Genomic DNA, 25,164 nt, shown 5'->3' with positions numbered 1-25,164 from the left:
AAATCCATCTCCCCCACCCAACCCACCCATCAATGCTCCACAATTCCCACAAGTCCCACACAATCCCATTTGACGGGGTCCCCAGGAGATCACCTAAAGTGAGAGCGTTGGATGTGAAAATTGCCATGCGGAAATGGGCATGCAACGGGGGCAGCGATGGCAGACAAGGCTTTTGACGTAGAACCGGACGTGCTGAAGGCACAGGGCACCGCGTTCGTCCACCTCGGCAGCGACTTCACCAAGGCGTCGAAGAAACTCCAGGACGATCTGGAGAGCATCGGCGACCCGTGGAAGAAGTGCGACTTCGGCGAAATCTTCGACACCATCTACGACCCGATCAAAAAGGGCATGTTCACGTCGATGGACTCGCTCGGAGAGCGCCTTGAGGGAATCGGCGAGAAGCTCGGCGAGATGGCCCAGTCATACACGAAATCCGACGACCAGGGCATCCACACGATCAGCGCCGTCGGCCGCCCCGTGATCTGACGGGGCCGACGCCCCGCACCCGCCGGCACCACGCGCCGCATTCCCGGGGCCTTCCCGGCTTCCCTTCCCACACCGCGATCCGGCCCGCCGACCGCGGTCACGTCACACTTCTCTGCCACACCGTACGGGGGACAACACCGTGTCATTGACGCTTCCAGGAGAGGTCACCTGGGTCCTGGACCTCCTGGGATACGAATGGCCCGAGGCCGACGAGGACGCGCTCTTCGACTGCGCGGCGGCATGGCGCACCTTCGCCGAGCAGGTCAACGAGACCCTTTCCCAGGGCTCTTCCGCGGCCAACGAGGTGACATCCGCCAACTCCGGTGAAGCCATCGAGGGCTTCACCAACGAATGGGGCGCTTTCGCCGGCAGCGGGAACAGCGGCGACAGCTATCTCCGCGACGCCGCGGCGGCAGCCGAGGTCATCGCGCTCGCTTTCGATGCCGCCGCGCTCGCCGTCATCGAAGGAAAAGTCGCGGTCATCGTCCAGTTGGTGATGCTGGCCGTGGAACTCATCTCGGCACAGGCCGCGGCGCCGTTCACCCTGGGCCTCTCCGAATTGGGCGCGGCCGGCGTCACCCAGGCGACGCGGGTGATCGTCCGGCAAATCCTCGACAAGATCAAGCGCGAAGTGATCCAGGCGGCCACCAAGGCCATGGAGCACGCCACCATGGACGCCATCAAGAAGATGGCGAAGAAGGCGGTGTCCAAGGAATCCCGCAAGCTGGCGGCCGACTACATCAAGACGACCGTCAAGGAAGAGGTCAAGGACAAGGTCGTCACCGAGGCGAAGAACCAGGCCAAGGAATTCGCCAAGGACACCGTCGTCGAGGGCGCCAAGGAAAAGGCCAAAGAAGCCGGCACGGAAATGGGCCAGAACGTCGCCGAGCAGAGCATCGAGGCCCACTTCGGCGAACGCGACGGCATCCGGTGGAACGAAACCGCCGATATCGGCAAGGAAAAGGCCAAGGAGTACGCCGACGACGTCCAGAAGGACGCGACGGACCGGCTGCAGAACTACAAGGACGGCGTCACCAGCCTCGCCGACCCCACCACCTACACGGACCGCGCCCAGGCCGACCTCACCGAACGCGGCCTGACCCACGCCCAGCGCCAGGCCGACCAGCACACCGGCGGCGCCGCCACCCGCCACCAGGAACACACGGACACGGTCAAGGAACACGTCCGGTCCGTGTTCGGCTGACTGTCCTTCTCGGCTGAGACGAGCCCGCCGCGAACGATACGAAGCGACGGACCCACCACCACGCCACCACCACCGCGGTTCGCCCGCCTCCGTAAATACCCCACCAACCCATCAGGGCCCGGCAGTCCAAGAACTGCCGGGCCCTGACAACGTTTCAAGGGAATTCTCCCTCAGCTGTGCCTCACTGACCGGGAGGCGCCGGCGGGTAAGGCCCCTGCCCACCGGGCTGCTGCTGATAAGCACCGGGCTGCTGATACATCCCCTGCTGCGGCGGCACTCCAGGACCACCCGGCCCGCCGAACCCCGTGGGACCACCAAGCGGAGGACCATTCCTCCGCTTCTTCTTCACGACGACCAGCACGGTGATTCCCACAATCACGAACAGCACGATCAACGAGAACCCGATGATCCCGAGCACCGCACGGAAGTTGCTGGTGTCCTTCGGCTCCGTCGCATCCGACCGGTTGGACGGCTTCATCAATCCGTCGTCGTCACTCGCCTCCGGCGACTTCAGCGGCCCGTTCTTCGACCCCGCCGGAATATCCGCGGTCAGCGCCTTGTAGGGGTCGATGACACCGTAGCCGTAGTACGGATCGGGCGTGTCGGTACCAGCCGGCGCCTTCGCGGTCTTCACCAGCCGATTCGCAATCTGCCCGGCCGTCAGATCAGGAAACTTGGCACGGAGCAGGGCGGCGGCGGCCGAAACGTAGGCAGTGGAGTCGGAGGTGCCGCTCGCGTATCGGTAAGGCTTGCTGGCTGCGGCGGAGCGGATTTCCACGCCGGGTGCCGTGAGCATCAGGTGCGGACCGTAGTTGGATTCTTCCCAGACCTTCTGATGCCTGTCGCTGGCGCCCACACCCAGGACGCCTGGAGCCGCTGCCGGATAATTGGCGTTCCCCGAACCTTCGTTTCCGGAGCTTGCAACAAGCAACACATCATGCTTCACCGCATAGGCGATAGCTGAAGATTCCTCTTCGGTGGGTGTGACAGGATCGCCGATCGACATGTTGACGACCTTTGCCCCGTGATCGACCGCATACCGCAGAGGGCCAGCGTACGTCGCACCATATGTAGCGTTCTCGGAGTTCGAGAGCTTCACCGGAAGGATCTTCGCATCCGGCGCCAGTCCCATGACACCGTCAGAATTTCCCGGGCCATGTCCATGCCCCGCAATCAGAGATGCCATGGAGGTGCCATGGTTGTTCACGGTCTCTTGATCAGCGGGATCGCCGGTGGAGAAATTCTTTCCGGGAAGAACATTTCCCTTGAGGTCAGGGGCACTCCCGTCCACACCGCTGTCGATGACAGCGACAGTGACCCCCTTGCCGGTGGAGACCTTCCACGCCTCCTCCGCACGAAGAGAATTCAGCGCCCACTGTTGGTCTCTCATCTGGTCTGCCGAAGCGACCGGCGCGGTACCGAAGAGCAACGCTCCAGCCACTGCAGCGCCGCTCACCGCCCGCAGCGTCCGCGTGAAGCTCATGCCGTACACCTCTCCTTAGAGAAAGGGGCCCGCAGCCCGAAGACTGCGGGCCCCCTCGTCTCCGCCGATTACCTGGCCAGTGAGTCTCTACTCGATGACCTTCGGGGCCACATTACGCTCGGGCGTCCAGGTCTCCTCGTCTTCCACGAGGTAGTCGGGACGCTCGCCGTTCTCGTTCTTGCCGCGGCCCTTGGCGCCGTTCACGCCCGGAGCACCGGCCATGCCCATGGGGCGGCGGCCGCCAAGGCTGCCCTTCTGGCTGCCGCCACGGCTGCGGTGCAGACCGGAGCCGCCCTGGGCGCCACCGCCGGTCTTACCCTTGGCGCCGCCGACCACGCCGCCCTTCTGCTTGGCCAGCGCGCTGCCGCGTCCGGCGGCCGCGCCGCCCTTCGCTCCCCCGGCGCCGCGGCCGGCAGCACCTCCCATACCGGGCATGCCGGCGCGTCCGCCACGGGCACCCGCGCCTCCTGCTGCCCCACGACCGGCCGCGCCGCCACCGATGAGGCCCGCGGCGCCACCGGGCACGCCCGAGGAACTGGTCCCTGAGCCGCCGCCGACACCACTCCCGCCGCCGATGCCTGCACCGCCGGCGAGCCCGCCGCCCCCGGTGCCCGAAAGTCCCCCGCCTCCGGCTCCTCCGCCGCCGGAGAAGCTGTCAAGGCCGGTGCCGATGTTGGGCAGCGTGGACGACTTCGCCGGCATGGTGCTGCCCAGTCCGCCGGAGATGCCGTCGTGACGCGGACCTTCAAGGTCAACAGGTGACTTGTACCCGCCGCCGTGGGGGGTGGGGATGTTGGCCTTCGCGGAAGGCTTCGGCGGATTCATCACACTGTCAGGGACAGGCACGAACGGTGGTGGCACCGGCGTGTCACCACCAGGAGGAGGCACATCCTGATCCCTCGACGTCCCGTGCGGCGGCTTCCCGATCGCTGCCACATTCGACCTGTAGGACGACCCCAGGTACTCCATGATGATCGCCGTCTGGAGCTGGCGTTCCTTGCCCTCGGAAAGCTCACCGGAGTTGCCGTTGAGGACGTCTTCGGTCGGCTTGCCGGCCGCCAGCTCGCTGTTGGCCTTGGAGTCGTCGCGCCCGCCCTTGGCTCCGAAGGTGACCACCTTCAGGCCGTAGTTGCCGACGGCATCGAGATTGCTCTCCGTGCCCGACGGCTTCTCCATGGCGTCGATCTTCTTCTTGTAGTCACTGAGCGACGCCTCGACACCGTTCATGATGTCGTGCATGTTGATCGCCCAGGGACCGGCGTTGCCGATGTTCTCGCTGATCTTCTGCGCCGTCCGGCGGAATCCCTCCGCCGCCTGACCGCCCCACGACTCCAGGACTTCCTTGACGGCGTCGTCGAATTCCTTCCGCAGCCCGCCGCGGCCGTCCGTCCCGATGAGAGTGTCGTGGATCCACTTCCAGTTGGTCGCGATTTCCTTGACCTTGCCGGGCTTGGCGTCCGCCACCATCGCCTTCAGCTGGTCCATGTCGTACTGGTAGAACTTGGTTTCGTGCTTGGCGTAGAAGCAGCCCTTGTCGGTGGTCACACCGCCCTTGTTCTCACTCACGACTACTTCCCCCCGGGGTTCAGAGCGTTGGAGGCGTCGTACTCGCGGTCGTGGTAGGCGTCCCGCGTCTTCGCCGTCTTCTTGCTGAGATCGTCGACCAGGTCCGCGATCTTCTTCAGGATGTTTTCGTCCATCCACGCCTTCATGGCGTCATGGGCTTCCCTGAGCTCCCGCTCTTCCCGGAATCCGGTGCCGAGGGTGCCGTCCGGCAGGTAGGTGCTGTGACCCGCCTTCGTCTTGGCCTCGTCCATCGAACGGAGTACGCCGTTGAGTTTCCGACCGACCGTGTCCAGAGCCTCGAGATCGACGAAATATTCGTCGGCACTGCCCATTACTGTCCTCCCCGTGTGATCATGCCGTTCTTCCGCCGCCAGTCCCGGAGCGCGATCGATGAACCCACCACTCCGGCAACCGCCAGAAGTCCTCCGCCCACAATGTAAAGGGAAATGCGCGCCCGCCGGTCCTCCGGGCTCTCCCCGATGATGAGGGCGGCCGGCTGGACCTTGGCGGTGTTCTGGTTGACGGGCTTGTCCGGAGTGGGCGAACTGGTGGGCCGGGTGGTGTCCTTGAGGGCCGCCACCGGGTCGATGACGCCCCATCCGATGTTGTGGTCCGGTCCCTGGTTGACGCGCTCGGCGGTCTGCTCCAGGTGCCAGATCAGTTCGCGTGGCGTCCAGTCCTTGTGCAGGGACTTCAGGAGCGCCGCGGCACCGGCCGCGTACGGGGCGGCGAAACTGGTGCCCTGGTCCACGCAGTTGCCGCCGTCCGGCACCGTGGAGACCATGTCGACGCCGGGCGCCGCGATGTCGACGTAGTCGCCGGGCTGCGAGAACGCCGCGCGCTCGTTGTTGCGGTCGGAGGCGGCGACGGCCAGGACGTTGTCGAACTCCTGGAACGCCGCCGGGTACATGCGCTTCTCCTTGCCGGAGGCGCCGTCGTTGCCCGCCGAGGCGACGATCAGAACGCCCGCCTTCGCGGCATGGGCGACCGCCGCCTTCAGCGTGGGGAGCAGCTCCTCGCTCGCGTCCGTGCCCTGGGAGATGTTGATGATCTGAACGTCGGCGGCGACGGCCGCGTTGATGGCCTTGGCGAGGCTGTCGGCGGTGCCGGGCTTCTCCTGGTCGGTCTGCTGGAACGGGATGACCTTGGCCCTGGGCGCCAGACCGTAGAAGCCCGAAGAAGGCCGCGGCTGGGCGGCGATGATGCCGGCGACCTTGGTGCCGTGGCCCACCCGGTCCTCGGTGGGCTTGCCGCCCTTGACGAAGGTCTGGCCGCCAGACCCGATGGCCGGCTTGATCTGGTCGTTCCCGGCGTCGATGCCCGTATCGATGACGGCGACGCGGACGCCCTGCCCCTTGGTGTCCGCCCACAGCTGCTGCGTCATGAGGCGCTGCAGGGACCACGGGGTCTCTTTGATGTCGGTGGTGTTGAACTTGCACTCACCGCTGTTCAGCGGAACGTTCTCGTCCGCGGCCGCCGGAAGGGCGGTGACACCGGAAAGAGCGATGGTGCAGGCCGTTGTCACCAAGACACCCGCCGCGCGGCGGCGATGCCCTGCTCGGTGACCGTTGGCGCGAGATCCCACGGGTTGTCTGCTCTCCATGCGTGGTGGACGGGACGAGGAAGCGATACGGAGGTGCCGTTGGTACGGGAGCGGCGAGCGGTGCCGGGCGTGGACGACAGAAGGGCGGGCGCACTGGTGCAGCGCGCCCGCCCTCTTCTGCCACTGTGCGAGCCTCGTGGCTGCTCAGCCGTTAGCCGTTTCCGCCTGCGGCGACGGAAGCACCTGCCACCTGGTGGTGGTCAGTGGTTCCACATGTTGGCGTTCCGGTGCTCCGTCTCGCGGTAGTTCACGGATGCCTCGTGCAGCGCCTTGGAGATGGCCTCCAGCGTCTGCTGCAGGGAGTGCGCGCGCTTGTCCCACTCGTGCTGGCGGGCCTTGTAGCCCTCCTGCGCCGCACCCTCCCAGGTGCTGGCGATGCGCTTGACACCGGCCTCCAGGTCGTCCAGCTGCTGCCGGATCTGGCTGGCGGTGCGCTTCACGTCCTGGGACGCCTGCTGGATCGTCTCGGCATTGACGAGAATGTGGCCCGACATGATCTCTCCTCGGAATGTACTGAACTGATCGATTCACACGGCCGCGGGGAATTCGGGATACCGAATCGCGGTACCGCGGCTACTGGCTCACCGCGCCGCCGCAGCGGCGCCGGACCTCACCCGAAGGGGGAGTTGTCCGAGGCGGAGGCCACGTGGGTCATCGATGCGTGCTGCGCTTCTTCCGAGGCGGCGTAGTTCTTCGTCGTGCCGTCGATCGCTTCCTTGATCTCGTTCAGCAGCTGGTTGATGCGAGTCGCATCCTCGTTCACCTTGGACTGGAGCTGGTTGTACGAAGAGGCCGCCTGGCCCCGCCAGCCGGAGGTGATGTTGTCGACGACCGTGTTGAGGTGCCGAATCTCGCCCTCGATCGCCTGGCTCACCGCTCCGATCTTGCCGCTGAACGCGACCATCTCTTCTTCGGTAACTGTGAACTGACTACCACTCATCGCAACGTCCCCCATGAGACTCGCACGTCACCCGCACCGCACCGGTGACGGTGCCGCACGGTCGGCGCCGCCTGCTGGCGCCATCGACCACTTTAACCACTTCATACAGCTGCCCCCAACAGAGGGAGCAACGTTGTGACCGGATCACCACAACACCAACTGGCCGCCCCGTAGGGCCAGTTCGAGAAAGCGTCGGGTGAAGTGGACAGATGGGATTCTATCGGTCCACGGAGAAACACATCAAGATTTTCCCGGGCCCCTTCCGGGGAGCAACCGAATCCGTGGAGCAAATCCGGAAAAGCCGGGCGGGCCACCGAAATCCGGTGACCCGCCGGCGGAATCCGGCGCGGGGCGGATGCGGGCCGGGCGCGCCGCCCGCGGGCCCGTTACGACGTGCCGGTCTTCCGGGCGGCGTCGACGCTGAGCGTGGGGCCCTCCGAGAGCAGGTCCACCCAGTTGCCGAGCATGGGCTCCGCGTGGACGCCCTTGTACCCCAGCCGCACGGCCGCCTGGTTGACCTCCTGGTTGGCGTTGCCCGCCTTCTGGGAGCTGTCGTTGTTGACCGGCACCCGGTAGCGCAGCCCGGTGTCGGTGATCAGGTAGAGCGAGCCCGTGGTCTCCTGGGGCGTACGGACCCGCTGGAGGAGCTGGCCGCTGCCGGGCGTGACGTAGGAGGAGGCGCCGTTGGCGATCTTCGCCGGGTAGTCCTTGCCGATCCAGGTGCCCATGTTCGGCAGGCCGTTGGGGTAGCCGAGGGCCTTGTCGGCGCCACCGGGGAGCTTGGTGGTGGTGCCGTCGTAGAGGCTGCAGGAGACGCCGTTCTCGGTCGGGGTGGTCAGACCGCCGGTCTGGGAGCCCTCGGCGAAGTTGTTGGCCATGGCGACGGCCTCGGTCGGCCAGGGCATGTCCACATCGGGGTGGCCCGGCACCGTACCCAGGTATGAGACGAACCGATCCTTGTCGTCCCTCATCGGGGTGATGCTGGAGGTGGAGACCTGTTCGGGCCGCATGGCCGAGCTGTCCGGGTGCACCTTCTGGGCGTTCGGGCCCTCCATCAGCAGCTTGGCGACGAAGTCCGACACCTGCTGTACGCCGCCCGCGGTGACGACGTACTTCTTGCCCGCCTTCTCGCCGTCCGTCGTGCTCTGATCCGCGCTGCCGGGAACTTCGAGGACGGTGCCGATCTTCCGGTACTGCTCCGGGACGCCGTTGGCCTGCGAGAGCTGGCCGGCCCCCTTGACGACCGGCAGGTAGATCGGCACCGGGCTCTTGATGAGGGTGTCCATCCACTGCTGCGTCACGTCCTGCGGCTCCGCCTCACTGAAGAGCACGCGGCGCAGGACCAGGTTGGCCTCCTCCGGGTTCTGCCCGGCCAGCTCGGGGTTGTGCCCGCTCAGGGTGGCGTCGAGCGCGAACTTGAAGCCGTTGTGGTCGACCAGCCAGAGCTTCTTCTGCGGGTCGCGCACGAAGAGCACCTGCTTCATGTCGAGGCGCCCCTTGCCCTCGACGAGGTTCTTGTCCTTGCCGCCGAGCACGAAAACGGCCTGCTGGGCCTTGCTGTTGATACCGCTGCCCGGACGGTCGCAGACGGCCCAGGTCTTCGCCTGGCCCGCGTCCTTGGCATTGGGAAGCCGGTCGGGGGCGAACGGAATTCCGACAGCGGGGCCGTGTGCGATCTTTCCGTCCAGTTCGGATTCCTTCACATTCACGACGCTGTACTTGTCGGGATTGAGAAGGAGTTTCGCGGAGGCGAGGTTCAGGACGGGGTGGAGGAGTTTCTGCTTCTTTCCCTGACTTCCGTCACCGGACAGAACGACATAACGGGTCGTCGAATCGGCCCCGACGATGACGCTTTCCCCGTTGTCCCAGCCCTCGGGCGCGACCGGCTTCATGATGCCGCAGGCACCGAAGCCGACCAGGATCACGACGCCCATCAGGACGCTCGGCAGCACTGCCTTCAGAGGACGCGGCGCACTCTCGATCGAACCGCTCGGCAGTGGCTTCAGAAATGCGGCATTCGTGCGCTTCCGCGCGAATGAATACGCATTGAGCTCGTCCCGACGTGATGCCATTGTTGCTTTCTCTCCCCGCGTGTCGGATCCACATCGACCGCCCCCGGCACTCAAGCCGTAGCGCCCTCTACTATGCCGTGTGTCGATCGACCCGTACGGTACGGGTGCCACCTTCCAACGCACCAGTCTCAACGGCGATTGATACGCCGCGAGGCCACACCACCAGTAGAGGAGCAGGCCGGGGGATGTCCAGCGCCACCAGGGCTCGACGCCGCAATGGGCGGCAACAGCAGCAACAGCCTTCCACGGCACCGCGCAACGCGGGAAACGGCGGCCCGGACGGCACAGATCCGGCCAACGACAGGGCGGGGGGCCGGAGTTCGTCGGGCGGACCGGTGGCCCCGCGGCTGCGTCCGCAGATCGGCAGCATCGGACCGGTCCGCGTCCAGCAGCTGGCCATCATCGAGATCGCCGCCGCACTGGTCCTGGTCGGCGCGTCCGTGAACGTGATCGCGCTGACCGTCGCGGTCGTGCTCGCCGCCGTCCTCGTCATCTTCGCGCTCGGCCGGCGCCGCCGGATCCCGCTCCCCGAGTGGATCACGACCGTGCGGGCGATGAAGCGCCGCGGCAAGGCCGCGGGGGCGGCGGCGACGCAGGGCGTCGAGCCGGCCTTCGCCCCGGTCGTCGAGTGCGACCCGGCGCTGCGCACGTACGAGTACACCGATGCCGAGCAGCGCGCCGTCGGCTTCGTCGGGGACGGCACCTTCCTGACCGCGCTGGTGCAGGTCGAGCCCCGGGACGAGCCGCTGCGGCCCGTCAGCGGCAGCCACATGCTGCCGCTCGACGTGCTCCACACCGCGCTCGACGTCGAGGACATCCACCTCGAATCCGTGCAGTACGTGCAGTACACCCAGCCGGCGCCGGCGCCGCACCTGCCCGAACAGGCCGTCGCCGCCCGCTCGTACGCGCCGCTGCAGGCGCAGTCGCAGACCCCGGCGGTGCAGCTGACGTGGATCGCGCTGAAGCTCGATCCGGAGCTGTGCGCGGAGGCGATCGAGGCCCGCGGCGGCGGCATGGAGGGCGCCAAGCGCTCGCTGCTGCGCGCCGCCGACCAGCTGGTGAGCCGTCTGACCTCGCACGGCGTCCGGGCGCGCGTGCTGTCCGAGCGGGAGGTCGTGGCGGCGGTCGGCACGGCGGTGTGCGTGAGCCCGCGGGCCGCCAACGGCGCCATGGGGCGCGACGCGCGCTCCGGTCGCCGCACCCAGGAGACGACGCGGGCGTGGCGCTGCGACGACCGCTGGCACACCACGTACTGGATCGGACGCTGGCCCCAGCTCGGCCCCGGCGGCGCGCCGCTGGCGGCCGTCACCCAGCTGCTGACCAGCACCCCGGCGATGGCGAGCACCTTCGCGCTGACCGCGACGCACGGCGGCGGGCGGGCGCCCGCGATCTCCGGCTACGTCCGGCTGTCGACCCGTAGCGAGAACGAACTCGACGCGGCCCAGCGGGAGTTGGAGCGGCGTTCCGGTTCGGCGAAGGTCGGTCTCGTCCGGCTCGACCGGGAGCAGCTGCCCGGCCTGCTCGCCACGCTTCCCCTCGGAGGTACCCGCTGATGACCTCTCCCACATATCAGCCGCGTGTGAACAACTCCGGGACGGGCTGGCGCAATCCGCCTATCGGTGCGCCGGACGCCGGGCAGGGGCGCCGTCCCTCGCACCAGCCGCGGCCGGACGAGCAGCGGTCGGCGCAGTCGGGGCCGACACCGCAGCCGGGCTTCGGGCTGCGCGGTCCGCGCCGCAGCCCGCACGTCCTGACGGCCGAGTCGCTGGCGTCGCTGACCCTGCCGGTCGGCGACGACGGCGTCATCATCGGCATCGACCCGCAGAACCAGCCCGCGGTGCTGAGCCTGCTGCGTCCGGCGCCGTTGGAGATCGCGCTGGTCGGCAGCATGTGGATGGCGCAGGTGCTGGCGCTGCGTACGGTCGCCACCGGCGCGCGGGTGGCGGTCGAGACGGCGCGCCCGCCGGCCTGGGGCCAGATGGCGCAGGCCGCCGGCGGCGGTCAGCAGTGCGTGTCGGTCCACGAGGTGCGCCAGATCGCGCCCCAGGGGCCGTCGGTCTCCAGCCCCGTGCTGGTGGTGCGGGACATGGGCGCGCGCCCCCCGCGCAATCAGCTGGCGCCGAGCCCCTGGCAGTCGGTGCTCACGGTGCTGCCGTTCCTCGGGCCGCGCTCGCCGCAGATGCTCGGCCGGGCGGATCTGGTCGGACTGCAGCGGCTGTCGCCGGAGGAGGCGGAGGTCGTCACGCGCGTCATGCGGCTGCCGGAGCAGGTCGGCGCGGTGCTGCCGACGCTGAGCGACAACGCGATGCTCTGGTGCACCCGCGACAGCCACCAGTTCGTGATGACACAGCCCACCGAGGCGGAGACCAACCTGCTCGGCGGGCCGCGCCGGATGGACTGACGGCGCCGGGCGCCCGGCGCCCGCAGACCGGGGCTTTTCCTACGGGCGCATCCTTGGGTGCGCCCGTAGGCGTGCCACGGACACAAGACGACATGACGTCGACTGCCGTTCCGGCCCGACTCTTGATTAGGCTGTATGTCGCCGCAGGAGCACACCGGACGGCAGCCGATACGGGGATGGAGATTGCAGTGTTGGCGCAACCCCGGGCGGGGTGTTCCGAATTCCGTGACATCCGATCGATCCGCCTGTATCCGGTCCTGCCGTTCAGGTGCGTTGCAGTACACCAGGAGGCACAGTGAACGAGCGGGAGGCTTTCCGCCCGGACGGGAACGACCCTGACGACGAGCAGTCCGAGTTCGACCTGACGGGCGAATTCAAGATCGATTTCGCGGCTCCGGCCTGGTACGCGAGCAACGACACCAGCGGGGGCGCGGGCACGCCCATGGCGCCCGCCCCGTCCCCCGCCTCTCCCCCGCCGCCCACCGGACAGCCGTTGTCCGGCCCGGGTGTTGCGGGTCCGCCGGCGACCGGCGGGGCGCAGGGCGGCCCCGGCGCCCCGGTGCCGCCGCCCGCCGCGGCCGCGCCGCCCGGTTTCCCGATGCTGCGCCCGCAGGAGCCCGCGGACACCCCCGCGCCCCAGGCCGAGGCCCCGGCGGAGGCCGCGGCGCCCGCGCCCGCCGCCGACGCCCCGGCGCCCGGCGGCAACGTCCGCTCCGGTACGGGCGCCGACCCGTCGGCCTCGCTGTGGGACGACGACGAGGACGACGCCGCACCGACGGAGGAGCCGGCGCCGGCCGCGCCCCAGGCGCCCGTGGCCGACGCGCCGCGGTCCGACGCCGGGCAGGGCCCCGAGCAGCAGGCTCCGGCCGCTCCGCCCGCCCCGCAGGCGCCCGAACCGCCGGACCCGCAGGCGCCGCAGACCGACGCACCGCAGGTGCCGGTCCAGGCGCAGTCCGCACCGTCCGAGCAGCCGCCGGCCGCGCAGCCGGTGCCGGAGCAGGCCGCCGCGCAGCCGCCCCAGGCCCCGCAGCAGGGCGGCGCCCCGCAGGACGTACCGCCGCAGGGCGGGGTGCAGCCGGGCGTGCCGCCGCAGGGCGCCCCGTGGCCCGCGCAGGCGGACGCGGCCGCGCAGGGCGGGCTGCCGCCGCTGCCCCCGGAGTACCAGCCCGCCGACCCGCGCACCGCGCAGGCCCAGCAGGCCCAGGCCCAGCAGCCGCCGCAGCAGGCCCAACAGCCGCAGCCGGGGCAGGAGTTGCCCCCGCAGCAGCCGCAGGCGCAGCAGCAGGCCCAGCCCCAGGCCGGTTTCCCGCAGCAGGCCGCACCGCAGCAGGGCTACCCCCAGCAGGGCGGGTACCCGCAGCAGGTGCCGCCGCAGCAGGCGGGCGCGTACGGCTATCCGCAGCCCGGGTACGGCTACCCGCAGCAGGCCCAACAGCAGCCGCCCGCCCAGCAGTCGGCGTACGGCTACCCGCAGCCCGCGCAGGGGTATCCGCAGCAGTCGCCGCAGACGTACCCGCAGCAGGCCGGTTACGACCCGCAGGCGCAGCACGCCGCGCAGCAGGCACAGCAGCAGGCCCAGGCCGGTTACCCGCAGCAGGGCCAGCCCGCGCAGGCGGGTTACGACCCGCAGGCGCAGGCCGCCCAGCAGGCACAGCAGACTCAGGCCGCCCAGCAGGCGCAGGCGGCGCAGCAGGCGCAGCAGGCGCAGCAGGCTCAAGCCGCCCAGCAGGGCCAGGTGCCGCATCAGCCGTTGCCGGGTCAGCAGGCCGGCGGGACGAACTACGCCTCGTACTCCCAGCCGGGTCAGCAGCAGCCGCAGCGGGCCACCCCCGGTGCGCCGCTGGGCTACAGCGCCGCGGTCGAGCTGACCTCCGACCGGCTGCTGCGCAACCAGCCCAAGCGGCGCAAGCCGGGCGCCAACGCGCAGCCGTCCAAGTTCAAGCTGGGCGCGAAGAAGGAGGAGGCGGAGCGTCAGCGCAAGCTGGAGCTGATCCGTACGCCGGTGACGTCCTGCTACCGGATCGCGGTGATCAGCCTCAAGGGCGGCGTCGGCAAGACCACGACGACCACCGCGCTCGGCGCCACGCTCGCCTCCGAGCGGCAGGACAAGATCCTGGCGATCGACGCGAACCCGGACGCCGGCACCCTCGGCCGCCGTGTCCGCCGCGAGACCGGCGCGACCATCCGCGACCTGGTGCACGCCATCCCGCACCTGCACAGCTACATGGACATCCGCCGGTTCACCTCGCAGGCGCCGTCCGGCCTGGAGATCCTCGCCAACGACGTCGACCCGGCGGTCTCCACGACGTTCAACGACGACGACTACCGCCGCGCCATCGACGTCCTGGGCCGCCAGTACCCGGTCATCCTCACCGACTCCGGTACGGGCCTGCTCTACAGCGCCATGCGCGGCGTCCTGGACCTCGCCGACCAGCTGATCATCATCTCCACGCCGTCCGTCGACGGTGCGAGCAGCGCCAGCACCACGCTGGACTGGCTCTCCGCGCACGGCTACGCCGACCTGGTGCAGCGCGGAATCACGGTGATCTCCGGAGTCCGCGAGACCGGCAAGATGATCAAGATCGACGACATCGTGTCGCACTTCGAGACGCGCTGCCGCGGTGTGGTCGTGGTGCCCTTCGACGAGCATCTGGCCGCCGGCGCCGAGGTCGACCTCGACATGATGCGGCCCAAGACCCGCGAGGCGTACTTCAACCTGTCCGCGCTGGTCGCCGAGGACTTCTCGCGCGCCCAGCAGGCCCAGGGGATGTACCCGCAGCAGGGCCAGCAGATGGGCCAGGACCCGTACGCCCAGGACCCGTACGGGCAGCAGCAGTACCCGCAGCAGGGCCAGCCGCAGCAGCAGCCCCAGGCGCAGCAGCAGCCGGCCGGTTACCCGCCGCAGCAGGGCGGCTGGACCCAGCAGCCGCAGCAGCCGCCCGCTCACTGGCAACAGCAGCAGCCCGCCCCGGACGCGCCGCAGCCCGACCAGCAGGGGTGGCCGCAGCAGCCTCCGCAGTGACGCGGTAGGCGTCACCACCACGCAGCGGGGCCCGGCACTTCACGGTGCCGGGCCCCGCTGCGTGGTGCAGGGAGTCGCGCGTTCGGAACCGTGCGCATGGGGCGTGGGGCGCCGCGCATGGGGCATGGGGCGTGGGGCATGGGGCACGTCGCACGTCACATTGCACACGGCACACGGCACACGGCACACGGCACACGGCACGGACGACGAAAGGGCGCCCGGGGAGTTCCCCGGGCGCCCTTTCGTGTGGCGCGGCGCCGCCCCGCCGGGCTCAGTCCGCCGCGGCGATCAGCTCACGTGCCTGCTTCACATCGATCGCCATGCGCTCCAACAGCGCCTCGAGGGTGGCGAACTTCTCCTGGCCCCGGATGTACGCGAGGAAGTCCACCGCGACGTGGAGCCCGTACAGGTCAAGCCCCACCCGGTCGATCGCGTACGCCTCGACGGTGCGGGTCTTCCCGTCGAACTGCGGGTTGGTGCCCACCGACACGGCCGCGGGCATCGCCTCGCCCTCGACGTGCAGCAGCCCCGCGTACACCCCGTCGGCCGGGATCGCGGTGTGCGGCAGCGTCTCCACATTCGCGGTGGGGAAGCCCAGTTCGCGTCCGCGCTGCGCACCGCGGACGACGACGCCCTCGACGCGGTGCGGCCGCCCCAGGACCTCCGCCGCGCCCGCGACGTCGCCCTCGGCGACCAGCCGGCGGGTGAGCGTGGACGAGAACGGCACCCCGCCGCCCGCCGAGCCCCGCTCCACCAGGTCGACGACCTCGACGGTGAAGCCGTGGGCGACGCCCAGCTCGGCGAGGGTCTCGACGGTGCCCTTCGCCTTGTGCCCGAAGCGGAAGTTGGGGCCCTCGACGACGATCCGCGCATGCAGCTTGTCCGCCAGCACCTTCGCCACGAAGTCGGCGGGCGCCAGCTGCGAGAACTCCTGCGTGAACGGCAGAACCAGAACGGCGTCGACGCCCAGCTCCCCCATCAGCTCCGCGCGCCGGTGGTGCGGGGCGAGCAGCGGCGGATGGGTACCGGGGCGGACGACCTCACTGGGGTGCGGGTCGAAAGTGACGACCACCGCGGGGATGCCCAGCTCCCGGGCGCGCGCGACGGTCTCACCGATGATCAATTGGTGGCCGCGGTGCACTCCGTCGTACGAGCCGATGGTGACGACGCTGCGCCCCCAGCCCTCGGGAATGTCCTCCAAGCCACGCCAGCGCTGCACTGTGCCCGCTCCTCGCCCGAACTCTTGTCCGTCCACTGCGTCAATTCGGCATGACGCAGGTCTAAGACTGCCATGCCGGGCCCCCCGCCACCCGAGAAGGGTGGCCTCACCGGCCCGAAGGCCCCGAAGCACGCGCCCCGAGCCCGTGCGGCGCCCGCACGGGGGCAGCACGGAGCGACGCGCATGGGGCCCGCCGCATGGGGCGCGGAGGCAGGCCCTGGGCCTCGCACGGGGCAGGCGGAGACGGTACACGGGGCCCCTGCACGGGGCGCGGACCGCCAGACACGGCACGCGCCGTACGGGGCAGCGCATGGGGCGCGGACAACCGCCCCGAGCCCTGCACGGGGCGTACGGAGACGGCGCACGGGGCCGCCGCACGGGGCCTGGCCGGAGCGCCCGCACGGTCCGGACCGGAGCGCCCGCACGAGGCGCAACACACGCCGCATGGCACCCCCGCACAGCGCGAAGCAGGACGCCACCGGAGCCCACCGCACGCTGCGCACGCCCCACGCCCCGCTCCGTCCCTCCCCCCCGCGTCAACACGCCACCACACGACACACCAAAGAGCCGGCCCGGAGCCCAAGCTCCGGACCGGCTCCCCGGACCTCCACGTACCGGGCCTCATACGCCCTGCACAGGCCCCGTCCGCTCTAGGCGAACACCGCCAGGCTCTTGGCCCGGCCGCCCTGGTTCTCCACCAGGGCGAGGAAGGTGCCGTCCGGGTCGAAGGCCGCGACCGGGCCGTCGGTCTCGAACAGCGGCATCGGGATCCGCGCGCCGTTCACCAGCAGCCGGGACTGCGCCGCGGTGACGTCCCAGCGGGTGAAGGCGGCGGCCGCCGCCTCGCCGATCGGCATCACCGGCAGCCCGGCGCCCTCGGTGTCGTCCACCGCGCCCTGCAACTGCTCCAGGGTCCGCGCCCGGTCGAGCTTGTACGGCCCGACGCGGGTGCGCCGCAGCGCCGTCAGGTGCCCGCCGACGCCCAGCCCCGCGCCCAGGTCCCGGGCGAGGGCGCGGATGTACGTCCCCGAGGAGCAGGTGACCGAGACCAGCAGATCGGTCACCGGGGTGCCGTCCTCCGCCTCGGCCTCGTGCACGGAGTGGACGACGAACGACGAGACCGTGACCGGCCGGGCCGGGATCTCGACGTCCTCGCCGTCCCGCACCCGCGAGTACGACCGCTTGCCGTCGATCTTGATGGCACTGACCTTCGACGGCACCTGCATGATCGCGCCGGACAGCTCCGCGACGCCCGCGTCGATGTCCGCCCGCGCCAGGCCGTGCGCCGCCTTGGACGCGGTGATCTCGCCCTCCGCGTCATCGGTGACGGTGGTCTGCCCGAGCCGCACCGTGCCGACGTACTCCTTCTCCGTCAGCGCGAGGTGGCCGAGCAGCTTGGTGGCCCGCTCGATGCCGAGGACGAGGACGCCCGTCGCCATCGGGTCGAGGGTCCCGGCGTGGCCGACCCGGCGCGTCCGGGCCATGCCCCGCATCTTCGCCACGACGTCGTGCGACGTGAAGCCGGACGGCTTGTCGACGATGACAAGACCGTCCGGCCCGGTGTTCTTACGCTTCATTCTGCGGCTGCGCCCTCGTCGTCCTCGTCGTCGCCCGGCTTGCGGTACGGGTCGGCCTCACCGGCGTACTGCGCGCCCGACGACACCTCCCGCACCTTGGCGTCCGAGGCCCGTGCCTTGTCGAGCAGGTCCTCGATCGTCTTGGCGTTCTCCGGCAGGGCGTCCGCGACGAACGTCAGCGTCGGCGTGAACTTCGTCCCGGCCGCGGCGCCGACCGCCGAGCGCAGGATGCCCTTGGCGCTCTCCAGGCCCGCGGCGGCGCTGGCCCGGTCCTCGTCGTCGCCGTACACCGTGTAGAAGACCGTCGCCTCCCGCAGGTCGCCGGTGACCCGGGTGTCCGTGATGGTCACGTGCGTGCCGAGCCGCGGGTCCTTGATTCCGCGCTGCAGCTTCTGGGCGACCACCTCCCGGATGAGGTCCGCCAGCTTCTTCGCCCGCGCATTGTCGGCCACTGGTCCGTCTCCTTCGTATCTTCCACAATTGTGCTTCCACCGGCGTCCGTCCGCCCGGCCGTCATGACCAGTCGTCGTCGCCGTGCAGCCGTCGGCGTACCGACAGCAGCTCCACTTCGGGCCGTGCGGCGACCAGGCGCTCGCAGCGGTCCATCACCTCGGTGACATGCCCCGCGTCCCCGGAGACCACCGCGAGGCCGATGGTGGCCCGGCGGTGGAGATCCTGGTCCCCGACCTCCGCGACGCTCACCGCGTACTTGCGGTGCAGCTCGGCGACGATCGGGCGGACGACGGAGCGCTTCTCCTTGAGCGACCGTACGTCGCCGAGAAGCAGGTCGAAGGACAGTGTCCCTACGTACATGTACGACGGGTAGAGCCACCCGTGGGGCCTCGGAATCGCGAGTCCCTCGCACCGTACACGCAACGGCCGGGGCCGATCGACGGAAATTACGCTCCGCCGACCGGCCCCGGATCCGCCCGCCGCCCGGCCGCCCCGAAGGGGGCCGGGCTCCGCGCGGACAGTGCGCTACGTGATCAGCCGCGCGGCTTCTCGCGCATCTCGTACGTCGCGATGACGTCGTCGATCTTGATGTCGTTGTAGTTGCCGAGGTTGATACCGCCCTCGAAACCTTCGCGAATCTCGGTGACGTCGTCCTTGAAGCGGCGCAGACCCTGGATGGTGAGGTCCTCCGCGACCACCTTGCCGTCGCGGATGAGGCGCGCCTTGGTGTTGCGCTTGACCTCGCCGGAGCGGATGAGGACACCCGCGATGTTGCCGAGCTTGGACGAGCGGAAGATCTCGCGGATCTCCGCGGTACCGAGCTCGACCTCCTCGTACTCCGGCTTGAGCATGCCCTTGAGGGCCGCCTCGATCTCCTCGATCGCCTGGTAGATGACCGAGTAGTACCGGACGTCGACGCCCTCGCGGTCGGCCATCTGCGTGGCACGGCCTTCGGCGCGCACGTTGAAGCCGATGACGATCGCGTCGGAGCCGGACGCCAGGTTGATGTCGGACTCCGTGACCGCACCGACGCCGCGGTGCAGCACCCGGATGTCGACCTCTTCGCCGACGTCGAGCTGGAGCAGCGAGGACTCCAGGGCCTCGACCGAACCGGACGCGTCGCCCTTGATGATGAGGTTGAGCTGCTGCACCTCGCCGGCCTTGAGCACCTTGTCGAGGTCCTCGAGGGACACCCGGCGGGTGCGCTTGGCGAAGGCGGCGTTGCGCTCGCGCGCCGCGCGCTTCTCGGCGATCTGGCGGGCCGTACGGTCCTCGTCGACGACGAGGAAGTTGTCGCCGGCGCCGGGGACGTTGGTGAGACCCAGGACCAGGACGGGGGTCGACGGACCCGCTTCCTCGACGTTGTTGCCCTTGTCGTCGAGCATGGCGCGGACGCGGCCGTAGGCGTCGCCGACGACCATGGTCTCGCCGACACGCAGGGTGCCGCGCTGGACCAGGACGGTCGCCACGGCGCCGCGGCCACGGTCGAGGTGGGCCTCGATCGCGATGCCCTGCGCGTCCTGCTCCGCGTTGGCGCGCAGGTCGAGCGAGGCGTCCGCGGTCAGGACCACGGCCTCGAGCAGCTGCTCGATGTTGGTGCCCTGACGTGCGGAGATGTCGACGAACATGGTGTCGCCGCCGTACTCCTCGGCCACCAGACCGAACTCGGTGAGCTGGCCGCGCACCTTGGTCGGGTCGGCGCCCTCGACGTCGATCTTGTTGACCGCGACCACGATCGGCACGTCGGCCGCCTTGGCGTGGTTCAGCGCCTCGATCGTCTGCGGCATGACACCGTCGTTGGCCGCCACCACGAGGATCGCGATGTCGGTCGACTTGGCACCACGGGCACGCATGGCGGTGAACGCCTCGTGACCGGGGGTGTCGATGAAGGTGATGCGGCGCTCTTCGTCGTTGACCTCGGTGGAGACCTGGTACGCACCGATGTGCTGCGTGATACCGCCGGCCTCGCCCGCGATGACGTTCGTCTTGCGGATCGCGTCCAGCAGTCGGGTCTTACCGTGGTCGACGTGACCCATGACGGTCACGACCGGCGGACGCGCGACGAGCATCTCCTCGCCGCCCTCGTCCTCGCCGAACTCGATGTCGAAGGACTCGAGCAGCTCGCGGTCCTCCTCCTCCGGGCTGACGATCTCGACGACGTAGTTCATCTCGCCGGCGAGCAGCTCCAGCGTCTCGTCGGAGACGGACTGGGTCGCGGTCACCATCTCGCCGAGGTTCAGCATGACCTGGACCAGCGACGCGGGGTTCGCGTTGATCTTCTCGGCGAAGTCGGTCAGCGAGGCACCACGCGAGAGGCGGACCTTCGCGCCGTTGCCGCGCGGCAGCATGATGCCGCCCACCGACGGGGCCTGCATGGCCTCGTACTCCTGGCGACGCTGCCGCTTCGACTTACGACCGCGACGCGCGGGACCGCCGGGACGACCGAACGCACCCTGCGTGCCACCGCGGCCACCGGGACCGCCGGGACGGCCACCGAAACCGGGACGGCCACCGAAGCCGCCGCCGGGGCCACCGCCACCGGGACGACCGGCGAAACCGCCACCGCCGCCACCCGGGCGACCGCCGCCGCCACCGGGACGGCCGGCGAAGCCGCCGCCACCACCGGGACGACCGCCGCCACCGGGACGACCGGCACCGCCGGGGCCACGGCCGCCGGGGCCCGGACGCGGGCCGGCAGCCGGACGCTGCGGCATCATGCCCGGGTTCGGGCGGTTACCGCCGCCGGGACGCGGGGCGCCACCGGGGGCCGCACCCTGCGGACGGGGCATGCCGCCGGGGGTCGGACGGGCGCCGCCCTGACCCTGGGGACGGGGACCACCCTGGCCGCCGCCCTGCGGACGGGGACCGCCGGGACCACCCTGGCCACCGGGGCGCGGCGCGCCACCGGGACGGGGGGCCTGCGGACGGGCCATGCCCGTGGAGCCACCGGAGGTGAAGGGGTTGTTGCCCGGACGCGGGCCGGACGGACGGCCGCCGCCGGGACGCGGGGCACGCTCGCCACCGGGACGCGGGGCGTTGCCGCGGCCCTGACCGCCCTGGCCGCCCTGCGGCGCGGGGCGCGCCGGACGGGGGCCGGGGGTGGCGCCGGGGCGCGGGCCGGGCTGCGCGGCGGGCGCGGCCGGCGGGGCCTGGAACTCGGGCTGCGCGGGGGCGGCCGGAGCGGGCTTGGGACCCGGGCGGGCCGGCGTCGGGCGCGGGCCCGGGGTGGGCGCGCTGCTCTTGGGCGCCTCGGGCGCGGCCGGGGCCGCGGGGCCCGGCTTGGGCGCACCGGGCTTGGGGGCGCCCGGCTTCGGGGCAGCCGGACGGGCCGCCTGCGCCGGAGAGGGCGCGGACGGCTTTGCGGGCGCGGCCTTGCGCGGCGCCGCGGGCTTACCGGCGGCGCGGCCGCTGCCGCCACCCGCCTGGAAAGCGTCGGTCAACTTGCGAACAACCGGCGCCTCGATCGTCGAGGATGCCGATCGGACGAATTCGCCAAGTTCTTGGAGCTTGGCCATGACGACCTTGCTCTCCACTCCGAACTCCTTGGCGAGTTCGTATACCCGGACCTTAGCCACTTCGCTCCTTCTAGGTCCGGGTTGTCCACCGGACCGTCGCTACTTCATGGGCGTACTCATCGCGTACTCATCGAGTGCTCATCGCAATCTCGACCTACTTCCGACTCGCGAGGTACCTGACCGCACGGGGTTTTCCGTGCGCTGTGCATTCGTGCTGTGCGTTATTGCCCGGGCCGCTGTTCGACGCCTTCGATGTACTGCCGCAAGGCCGCTGCATCGAACGGCCCCGGGCCCCGGAAGGCCCGGTTGAACGCCCGGCGGCGGACCGCCAGGTCGAGACAGACCCGTGTCGGGTGCACATGAGCACCCCGGCCGGGCAGCGTACCGCGAGGATCGGGGGCACACTCACCCTCGATCGCCACGATGCGCAGCAAATCGCCCTTGGCCGCTCGCTCCCGGCATCCCACACAGGTTCGCTCAGGGCATGCGCGGGCATGCGTCCGGCCAGACACTGCTTAAGTCTACCTCCCCGCGCCGGCCTCACCCCGATGGGGTAAGGGCCGGACGACTGCTCAGAATTCCTGGTCGGCCCCCGCGGCACCACTCATTTTCACGAGCGGTGCGCGGGGGCGTGCCGTGCGGCTCAGTCCCGGGGGGCCTGCTGCTCGGTGTCCGGGCGGATGTCGATGCGCCAGCCGGTCAGCCGGGCGGCGAGGCGGGCGTTCTGCCCCTCCTTGCCGATGGCCAGCGACAGCTGGTAGTCGGGGACGGTGACCCGGGCGGAGCGCGCGGCGAGGTCGACGACCTCGACCTTGCTGACCCGCGCCGGCGACAGCGCGTGCGCCACCAGCTCGGCCGGGTCGTCGGACCAGTCCACGATGTCGATCTTCTCGCCGTGCAGCTCGGCCATGACCGCGCGCACCCGGCCGCCCATGGGGCCGATGCAGGCGCCCTTGGCGTTGAGCCCGGAGCGCGTGGAGCGCACCGCGATCTTCGTACGGTGCCCGGCCTCACGCGCGATGGCGGCGATCTCGACGGAACCGTCGGCGATCTCCGGCACCTCCATGGCGAAGAGCTTCTTCACCAGGTTGGGGTGGGTGCGCGACAGCGTCACGGACGGGCCGCGGACGCCCTTGGCCACCCGGACGACGTACGACCGCAGCCGGGTGCCGTGCGAGTAGTCCTCGCCGGGGACCTGCTCCTGCACGGGGAGCATGGCCTCCATCGGACCGACGTCCACGAGGACGTTCTTGGGGTCCTTGCCCTGCTGGACGACGCCGGTGATGACGTCGCCCTCACGCCCGGCGAACTCGCCGAAGGTGATCTCCTCCTCGGCGTCCCGCAGCCGCTGCAGGATGACCTGCTTGGCGGTGGTCGCCGCGATCCGGCCGAAGCCGGACGGGGTGTCGTCGAACTCGCGGGGCTCCTCGCCCGGCTCCAGGTCCGCCGCGTCTTCCTTCGCCCACACCGTCACATGGCCGGAGCTGCGGTCCAGCTGCACCCGCGCCTGACGGCGGCTGCCGTCGGTGCGGTGGTAGGCGATGAGGAGGGCCGACTCGATCGCCTCGACCAGCAGGTCGAACGAGATCTCCTTCTCCCGCACCAAACCCCGCAGGGCACTCATGTCGATATCCACGGCTACGCCTCCTCCTGACTCTCGTCGATCTTCTCGTCGTCCTGCGCACCGCGCTGATCGGACGACTCGCTCTTACGGTTGAACTCCAGCTCGACCCGCGCCTTGGCGATCTCGTCGAAGGCGAGGCGCCGCTCGGTGGGCTTGCGGCCCTTGACGCCCGGCACCTGGAGGTCGAGGCCGTCCTCGTCCACCGTCTGGATACGGGCCACCAGCTCGCCGCCCTCGCGCAGCTGCGCCTTGATCAGCCGGCCGACGGCGCGGCGGTAGTGCCGCAGCTCGGTCAGCGGCCGGTCGGCGCCGGGCGAGGTGACCTCAAGGGTGTACGGGGCGCCGCCCATCACATCGGAGTCGTCCAGCGCCTGCGAAATCTCGCGGCTGAGTTCGGCGCACTCGTCGAGCTGGACGCCCGCGTCGGAATCCACCACGACCCGCAGCACCCGCCGTTTGCCCGCGGGGGTCACATCGATCTCTTCCAGATCCAGCTCTCGTGCGGCGACGAGCGGTTCAAGCAGCCCGCGCAGCCTCTCGCTCTGGGTGGTGCTCATCCGGGTGACTCCTCGGCCGCGTGTGCTGTTGTGGGTGGGTCGCGTGTCGGGTCAAAGCCTATCTGTTCCGGCGGGGTACTGACGATTCGGTGGCCGGTCGCGGATACGCTCGCCAGCGGTGATCACTACGGAAGACCCGGGATGTGGAACGTGCCGAACGTGGCGCTCACGCGCAGAACGACCCTGCTGGCCGGTGCCGTGCTGGGCGCCGCCCCCCTGCTGAGCGGCTGCTCCGACGACTCCGGAACGCCCGCTGCGCGGCAGACGGCGGCCGCCGAGCGGCTGCGCGCCGCGGCGGCGGGTGACAGCACGCGCCTGCTGGCCCGCTACGACGCGACCCTCGCGGCCCATCCCGCCCTGGGGCCGCGCCTGGGGCCGCTCCGCGCCGAAGTGGCGCGCCACGCCGAGGCGTTCGGCGCCCGGCCGGCCGGCGGACCGGAGGGCTCGGCCGGGCCGTCGGCCCCCGGCGCCTCCGGGAGACCGGGCGCGCCGGAGGAGTCCGGTGCGTCGCCGAAGGCCGGGGCGCCGCAGAAGGCCGCGGCGTCGAAGAAAGCGGAAGACGGCTCCGGGGCGTCCGGCTCCGGCGTGCCCGGCGACGAGAAGGCGGCGCGCGGTGCGCTGGCCGACGCCGAGCGCCGCCTGGCCGACGCCCGCACCCGCACGCTGCGCACCGCGCCGCCCGAGCTGGCCCGCCTGCTGGCCTCGGTGGCCGCCGCCGGCGCCGCCCACGCGTATCTGCTGACCGCCGCCGGGTGAGACGGCGGGTACGCACCGGACCACCCCGGACCAAGCGGGTGCCCCGCAGGCGCAGCGCCCGCTCCGCTCCGCATGGGGCGCCCGCCCCATGCGCACCGCACCACGCCCCGTCCCGGCACATTCCCCCCACCCATCGAAGGAACAGGCCCGCCCCGTGACGCCCTCCCCGCGCTCCGCCGATGCCCGCCCCACGCAGCTGTCCGCCGTGCAGAGCGCCCTGGCCGCCGAGCACGCCGCCGTCTACGGCTACGGCGTGGTCGGCGGGCGGATCGCCGACGACCGCCGCAAGGAGGCCCGCGAGGCCTACGACGCGCACCGTGCGCGCCGCGACGCGCTGCGCCGCACGGTGCGCGACCTCGGCGGCACCCCGGCGGCGTCGGCCGCCGCGTACGAGCTGCCGTTCCCGGTGCCGGACGCCGCCGCCGCGGTCCGTCTCGCCGCCGAGCTGGAGGACCGGCTCGCCGCCGTCTACGCGGGCCTGGTGCGCGCGGGAGACGAGCGGCGCCGGGCGGACGCGGCCGCCGCGCTGCGGGAGGCGGCGGTGCGCGCGGTGCGCTGGCGGGGCAGCGGCGTAGCCTTCCCTGGGCTCGTGGAACGGGCGGCGAACAGCGCCCCGTCCCCCTCCGTGAGCACCTCGGCGAACGCGCTCTGACGACCGGCCGCGGGCCCTGGCGGGCCGGGCGGCC

At 70.8% G+C, this 25,164-nt stretch carries 22 protein-coding genes; 7 read left to right on the top strand and 15 right to left on the bottom strand.

All coding sequences use genetic code 11. The features are described 5' to 3' along the window. The first annotated feature begins 156 nt into the window (after positions 1–156). The gene (locus ABT345_RS30140; RefSeq protein ID WP_345080006.1) at positions 157–486 is read left to right on the top strand and encodes a hypothetical protein; all 330 of its coding nucleotides are present in this window, start codon (positions 157–159) and stop codon (positions 484–486) included. A gap of 139 nt (positions 487–625) precedes the next feature. Then, entirely contained in the window at positions 626–1,690 is a 1,065-nt protein-coding gene (locus tag ABT345_RS30135) for a WXG100-like domain-containing protein (protein ID WP_345080009.1), read from the top strand. Between the two features lie 181 nt (positions 1,691–1,871). Here the strand turns inward: ABT345_RS30135 and mycP (ABT345_RS30130) are convergent, their stop codons facing one another. From mycP (ABT345_RS30130) to ABT345_RS30100, 7 genes are all read right to left on the bottom strand, one after another. Further along, positions 1,872–3,173 carry a type VII secretion-associated serine protease mycosin gene (gene mycP, locus ABT345_RS30130; protein ID WP_345080012.1) on the bottom strand — a complete coding sequence of 434 codons (1,302 nt, stop codon included), beginning with the start codon at positions 3,171–3,173 and terminating at the stop codon, positions 1,872–1,874. An 87-nt stretch (positions 3,174–3,260) separates the two neighbouring features. Next, on the bottom strand, positions 3,261–4,739 hold the full coding sequence (locus ABT345_RS30125) for a hypothetical protein (RefSeq protein ID WP_345080014.1): 1,479 nt from the start codon (positions 4,737–4,739) through the stop codon (positions 3,261–3,263). A gap of 2 nt (positions 4,740–4,741) precedes the next feature. Next, positions 4,742–5,071 (bottom strand): hypothetical protein, encoded by a 330-nt coding sequence (locus tag ABT345_RS30120; RefSeq protein ID WP_345080017.1) that lies wholly within the window; start codon positions 5,069–5,071, stop codon positions 4,742–4,744. Next, a complete protein-coding gene (gene mycP / locus ABT345_RS30115; protein WP_345080020.1) occupies positions 5,071–6,264 on the bottom strand; it encodes a type VII secretion-associated serine protease mycosin in 1,194 nt (397 codons plus the stop codon). The genes ABT345_RS30120 and mycP (ABT345_RS30115) overlap by 1 nt, the downstream gene beginning before the upstream one ends. Before the next feature lie 278 nt (positions 6,265–6,542). Continuing rightward, the gene (locus ABT345_RS30110; protein ID WP_345080022.1) at positions 6,543–6,836 is read right to left on the bottom strand and encodes a WXG100 family type VII secretion target; all 294 of its coding nucleotides are present in this window, start codon (positions 6,834–6,836) and stop codon (positions 6,543–6,545) included. Between the two features lie 116 nt (positions 6,837–6,952). Further along, complete coding sequence (locus tag ABT345_RS30105; protein WP_345080025.1) at positions 6,953–7,282, bottom strand: WXG100 family type VII secretion target; 330 nt, start codon at positions 7,280–7,282, stop codon at positions 6,953–6,955. A 386-nt stretch (positions 7,283–7,668) separates the two neighbouring features. Beyond that, positions 7,669–9,354 (bottom strand): type VII secretion protein EccB, encoded by a 1,686-nt coding sequence (locus ABT345_RS30100; protein WP_345080028.1) that lies wholly within the window; start codon positions 9,352–9,354, stop codon positions 7,669–7,671. A 335-nt stretch (positions 9,355–9,689) separates the two neighbouring features. Here ABT345_RS30100 and eccE point away from each other — a divergent pair, with 335 nt between their 5' ends. From eccE to ABT345_RS30085, 3 genes are all read left to right on the top strand, one after another. Beyond that, entirely contained in the window at positions 9,690–10,907 is a 1,218-nt protein-coding gene (gene eccE / locus ABT345_RS30095) for a type VII secretion protein EccE (RefSeq protein WP_345080031.1), read from the top strand. Next, complete coding sequence (locus ABT345_RS30090; protein ID WP_345080034.1) at positions 10,907–11,755, top strand: hypothetical protein; 849 nt, start codon at positions 10,907–10,909, stop codon at positions 11,753–11,755. Before eccE ends, ABT345_RS30090 begins: the two co-directional genes overlap by 1 nt. Positions 11,756–12,050: 295 nt before the next feature. Continuing rightward, positions 12,051–14,777 (top strand): SCO5717 family growth-regulating ATPase, encoded by a 2,727-nt coding sequence (locus tag ABT345_RS30085; RefSeq protein ID WP_345080037.1) that lies wholly within the window; start codon positions 12,051–12,053, stop codon positions 14,775–14,777. A 271-nt stretch (positions 14,778–15,048) separates the two neighbouring features. Here ABT345_RS30085 and ABT345_RS30080 read toward each other — a convergent pair whose 3' ends face one another. The 8 genes from ABT345_RS30080 to rimP form a co-directional block, all read right to left on the bottom strand. After that, entirely contained in the window at positions 15,049–15,996 is a 948-nt protein-coding gene (locus ABT345_RS30080; protein WP_345080040.1) for a bifunctional riboflavin kinase/FAD synthetase, read from the bottom strand. Between the two features lie 650 nt (positions 15,997–16,646). Further along, positions 16,647–17,573 carry a tRNA pseudouridine(55) synthase TruB gene (gene truB, locus ABT345_RS30075; RefSeq protein ID WP_345080043.1) on the bottom strand — a complete coding sequence of 309 codons (927 nt, stop codon included), beginning with the start codon at positions 17,571–17,573 and terminating at the stop codon, positions 16,647–16,649. Next, entirely contained in the window at positions 17,570–18,025 is a 456-nt protein-coding gene (gene rbfA, locus ABT345_RS30070; RefSeq protein ID WP_030288054.1) for a 30S ribosome-binding factor RbfA, read from the bottom strand. The genes truB and rbfA overlap by 4 nt, the downstream gene beginning before the upstream one ends. A 61-nt stretch (positions 18,026–18,086) precedes the next feature. Further along, a complete protein-coding gene (locus ABT345_RS30065) occupies positions 18,087–18,386 on the bottom strand; it encodes a DUF503 domain-containing protein (protein WP_143944399.1) in 300 nt (99 codons plus the stop codon). Between the two features lie 173 nt (positions 18,387–18,559). After that, complete coding sequence (gene infB, locus ABT345_RS30060; RefSeq protein ID WP_345080051.1) at positions 18,560–21,601, bottom strand: translation initiation factor IF-2; 3,042 nt, start codon at positions 21,599–21,601, stop codon at positions 18,560–18,562. A gap of 161 nt (positions 21,602–21,762) precedes the next feature. Next, positions 21,763–22,053, bottom strand: coding sequence for a YlxR family protein (locus ABT345_RS30055; protein WP_345080054.1), 291 nt, complete (start codon positions 22,051–22,053; stop codon positions 21,763–21,765). A gap of 131 nt (positions 22,054–22,184) precedes the next feature. After that, entirely contained in the window at positions 22,185–23,177 is a 993-nt protein-coding gene (gene nusA, locus ABT345_RS30050) for a transcription termination factor NusA (RefSeq protein ID WP_345080057.1), read from the bottom strand. Between the two features lie 2 nt (positions 23,178–23,179). Then, entirely contained in the window at positions 23,180–23,722 is a 543-nt protein-coding gene (rimP, locus tag ABT345_RS30045; RefSeq protein WP_345080060.1) for a ribosome maturation factor RimP, read from the bottom strand. Between the two features lie 159 nt (positions 23,723–23,881). Between rimP and ABT345_RS30040 the strand changes: the two genes are divergently transcribed. Both ABT345_RS30040 and ABT345_RS30035 read left to right on the top strand, forming a co-directional pair. After that, positions 23,882–24,478: a hypothetical protein gene (locus ABT345_RS30040; protein WP_345080062.1), complete on the top strand. Its 597-nt coding sequence runs from the start codon at positions 23,882–23,884 to the stop codon at positions 24,476–24,478. A gap of 154 nt (positions 24,479–24,632) precedes the next feature. Next, the gene (locus ABT345_RS30035) at positions 24,633–25,130 is read left to right on the top strand and encodes a ferritin-like domain-containing protein (RefSeq protein WP_345080066.1); all 498 of its coding nucleotides are present in this window, start codon (positions 24,633–24,635) and stop codon (positions 25,128–25,130) included. The last annotated feature ends 34 nt before the right edge of the window (positions 25,131–25,164 follow it).

Source organism: Streptomyces sp. NPDC000404 (genome assembly GCF_040300365.1).
In the GTDB taxonomy this organism is placed as follows: domain Bacteria; phylum Actinomycetota; class Actinomycetes; order Streptomycetales; family Streptomycetaceae; genus Streptomyces; species Streptomyces ramulosus.
The sequence above is the reverse complement of the archived record's forward strand: the minus strand, read 5'-3'. Positions and strand labels throughout refer to the sequence as shown.

What these genes read in the sequence shown, in the direction of transcription:
- ABT345_RS30140 (WP_345080006.1), top strand. Translation starts at nt 157, where the DNA reads ATGGCAGACAAGGCTTTTGACGTAGAACCGGACGTGCTGAAGGCACAG.
- mycP (WP_345080012.1), bottom strand. Translation starts at nt 3,173, where the DNA reads ATGAGCTTCACGCGGACGCTGCGGGCGGTGAGCGGCGCTGCAGTGGCT.
- ABT345_RS30120 (WP_345080017.1), bottom strand. Translation starts at nt 5,071, where the DNA reads ATGGGCAGTGCCGACGAATATTTCGTCGATCTCGAGGCTCTGGACACG.
- ABT345_RS30110 (WP_345080022.1), bottom strand. Translation starts at nt 6,836, where the DNA reads ATGTCGGGCCACATTCTCGTCAATGCCGAGACGATCCAGCAGGCGTCC.
- ABT345_RS30105 (WP_345080025.1), bottom strand. Translation starts at nt 7,282, where the DNA reads ATGAGTGGTAGTCAGTTCACAGTTACCGAAGAAGAGATGGTCGCGTTC.
- ABT345_RS30100 (WP_345080028.1), bottom strand. Translation starts at nt 9,354, where the DNA reads ATGGCATCACGTCGGGACGAGCTCAATGCGTATTCATTCGCGCGGAAG.
- ABT345_RS30090 (WP_345080034.1), top strand. Translation starts at nt 10,907, where the DNA reads ATGACCTCTCCCACATATCAGCCGCGTGTGAACAACTCCGGGACGGGC.
- truB (WP_345080043.1), bottom strand. Translation starts at nt 17,573, where the DNA reads ATGAAGCGTAAGAACACCGGGCCGGACGGTCTTGTCATCGTCGACAAG.
- ABT345_RS30065 (WP_143944399.1), bottom strand. Translation starts at nt 18,386, where the DNA reads ATGTACGTAGGGACACTGTCCTTCGACCTGCTTCTCGGCGACGTACGG.
- rimP (WP_345080060.1), bottom strand. Translation starts at nt 23,722, where the DNA reads ATGAGCACCACCCAGAGCGAGAGGCTGCGCGGGCTGCTTGAACCGCTC.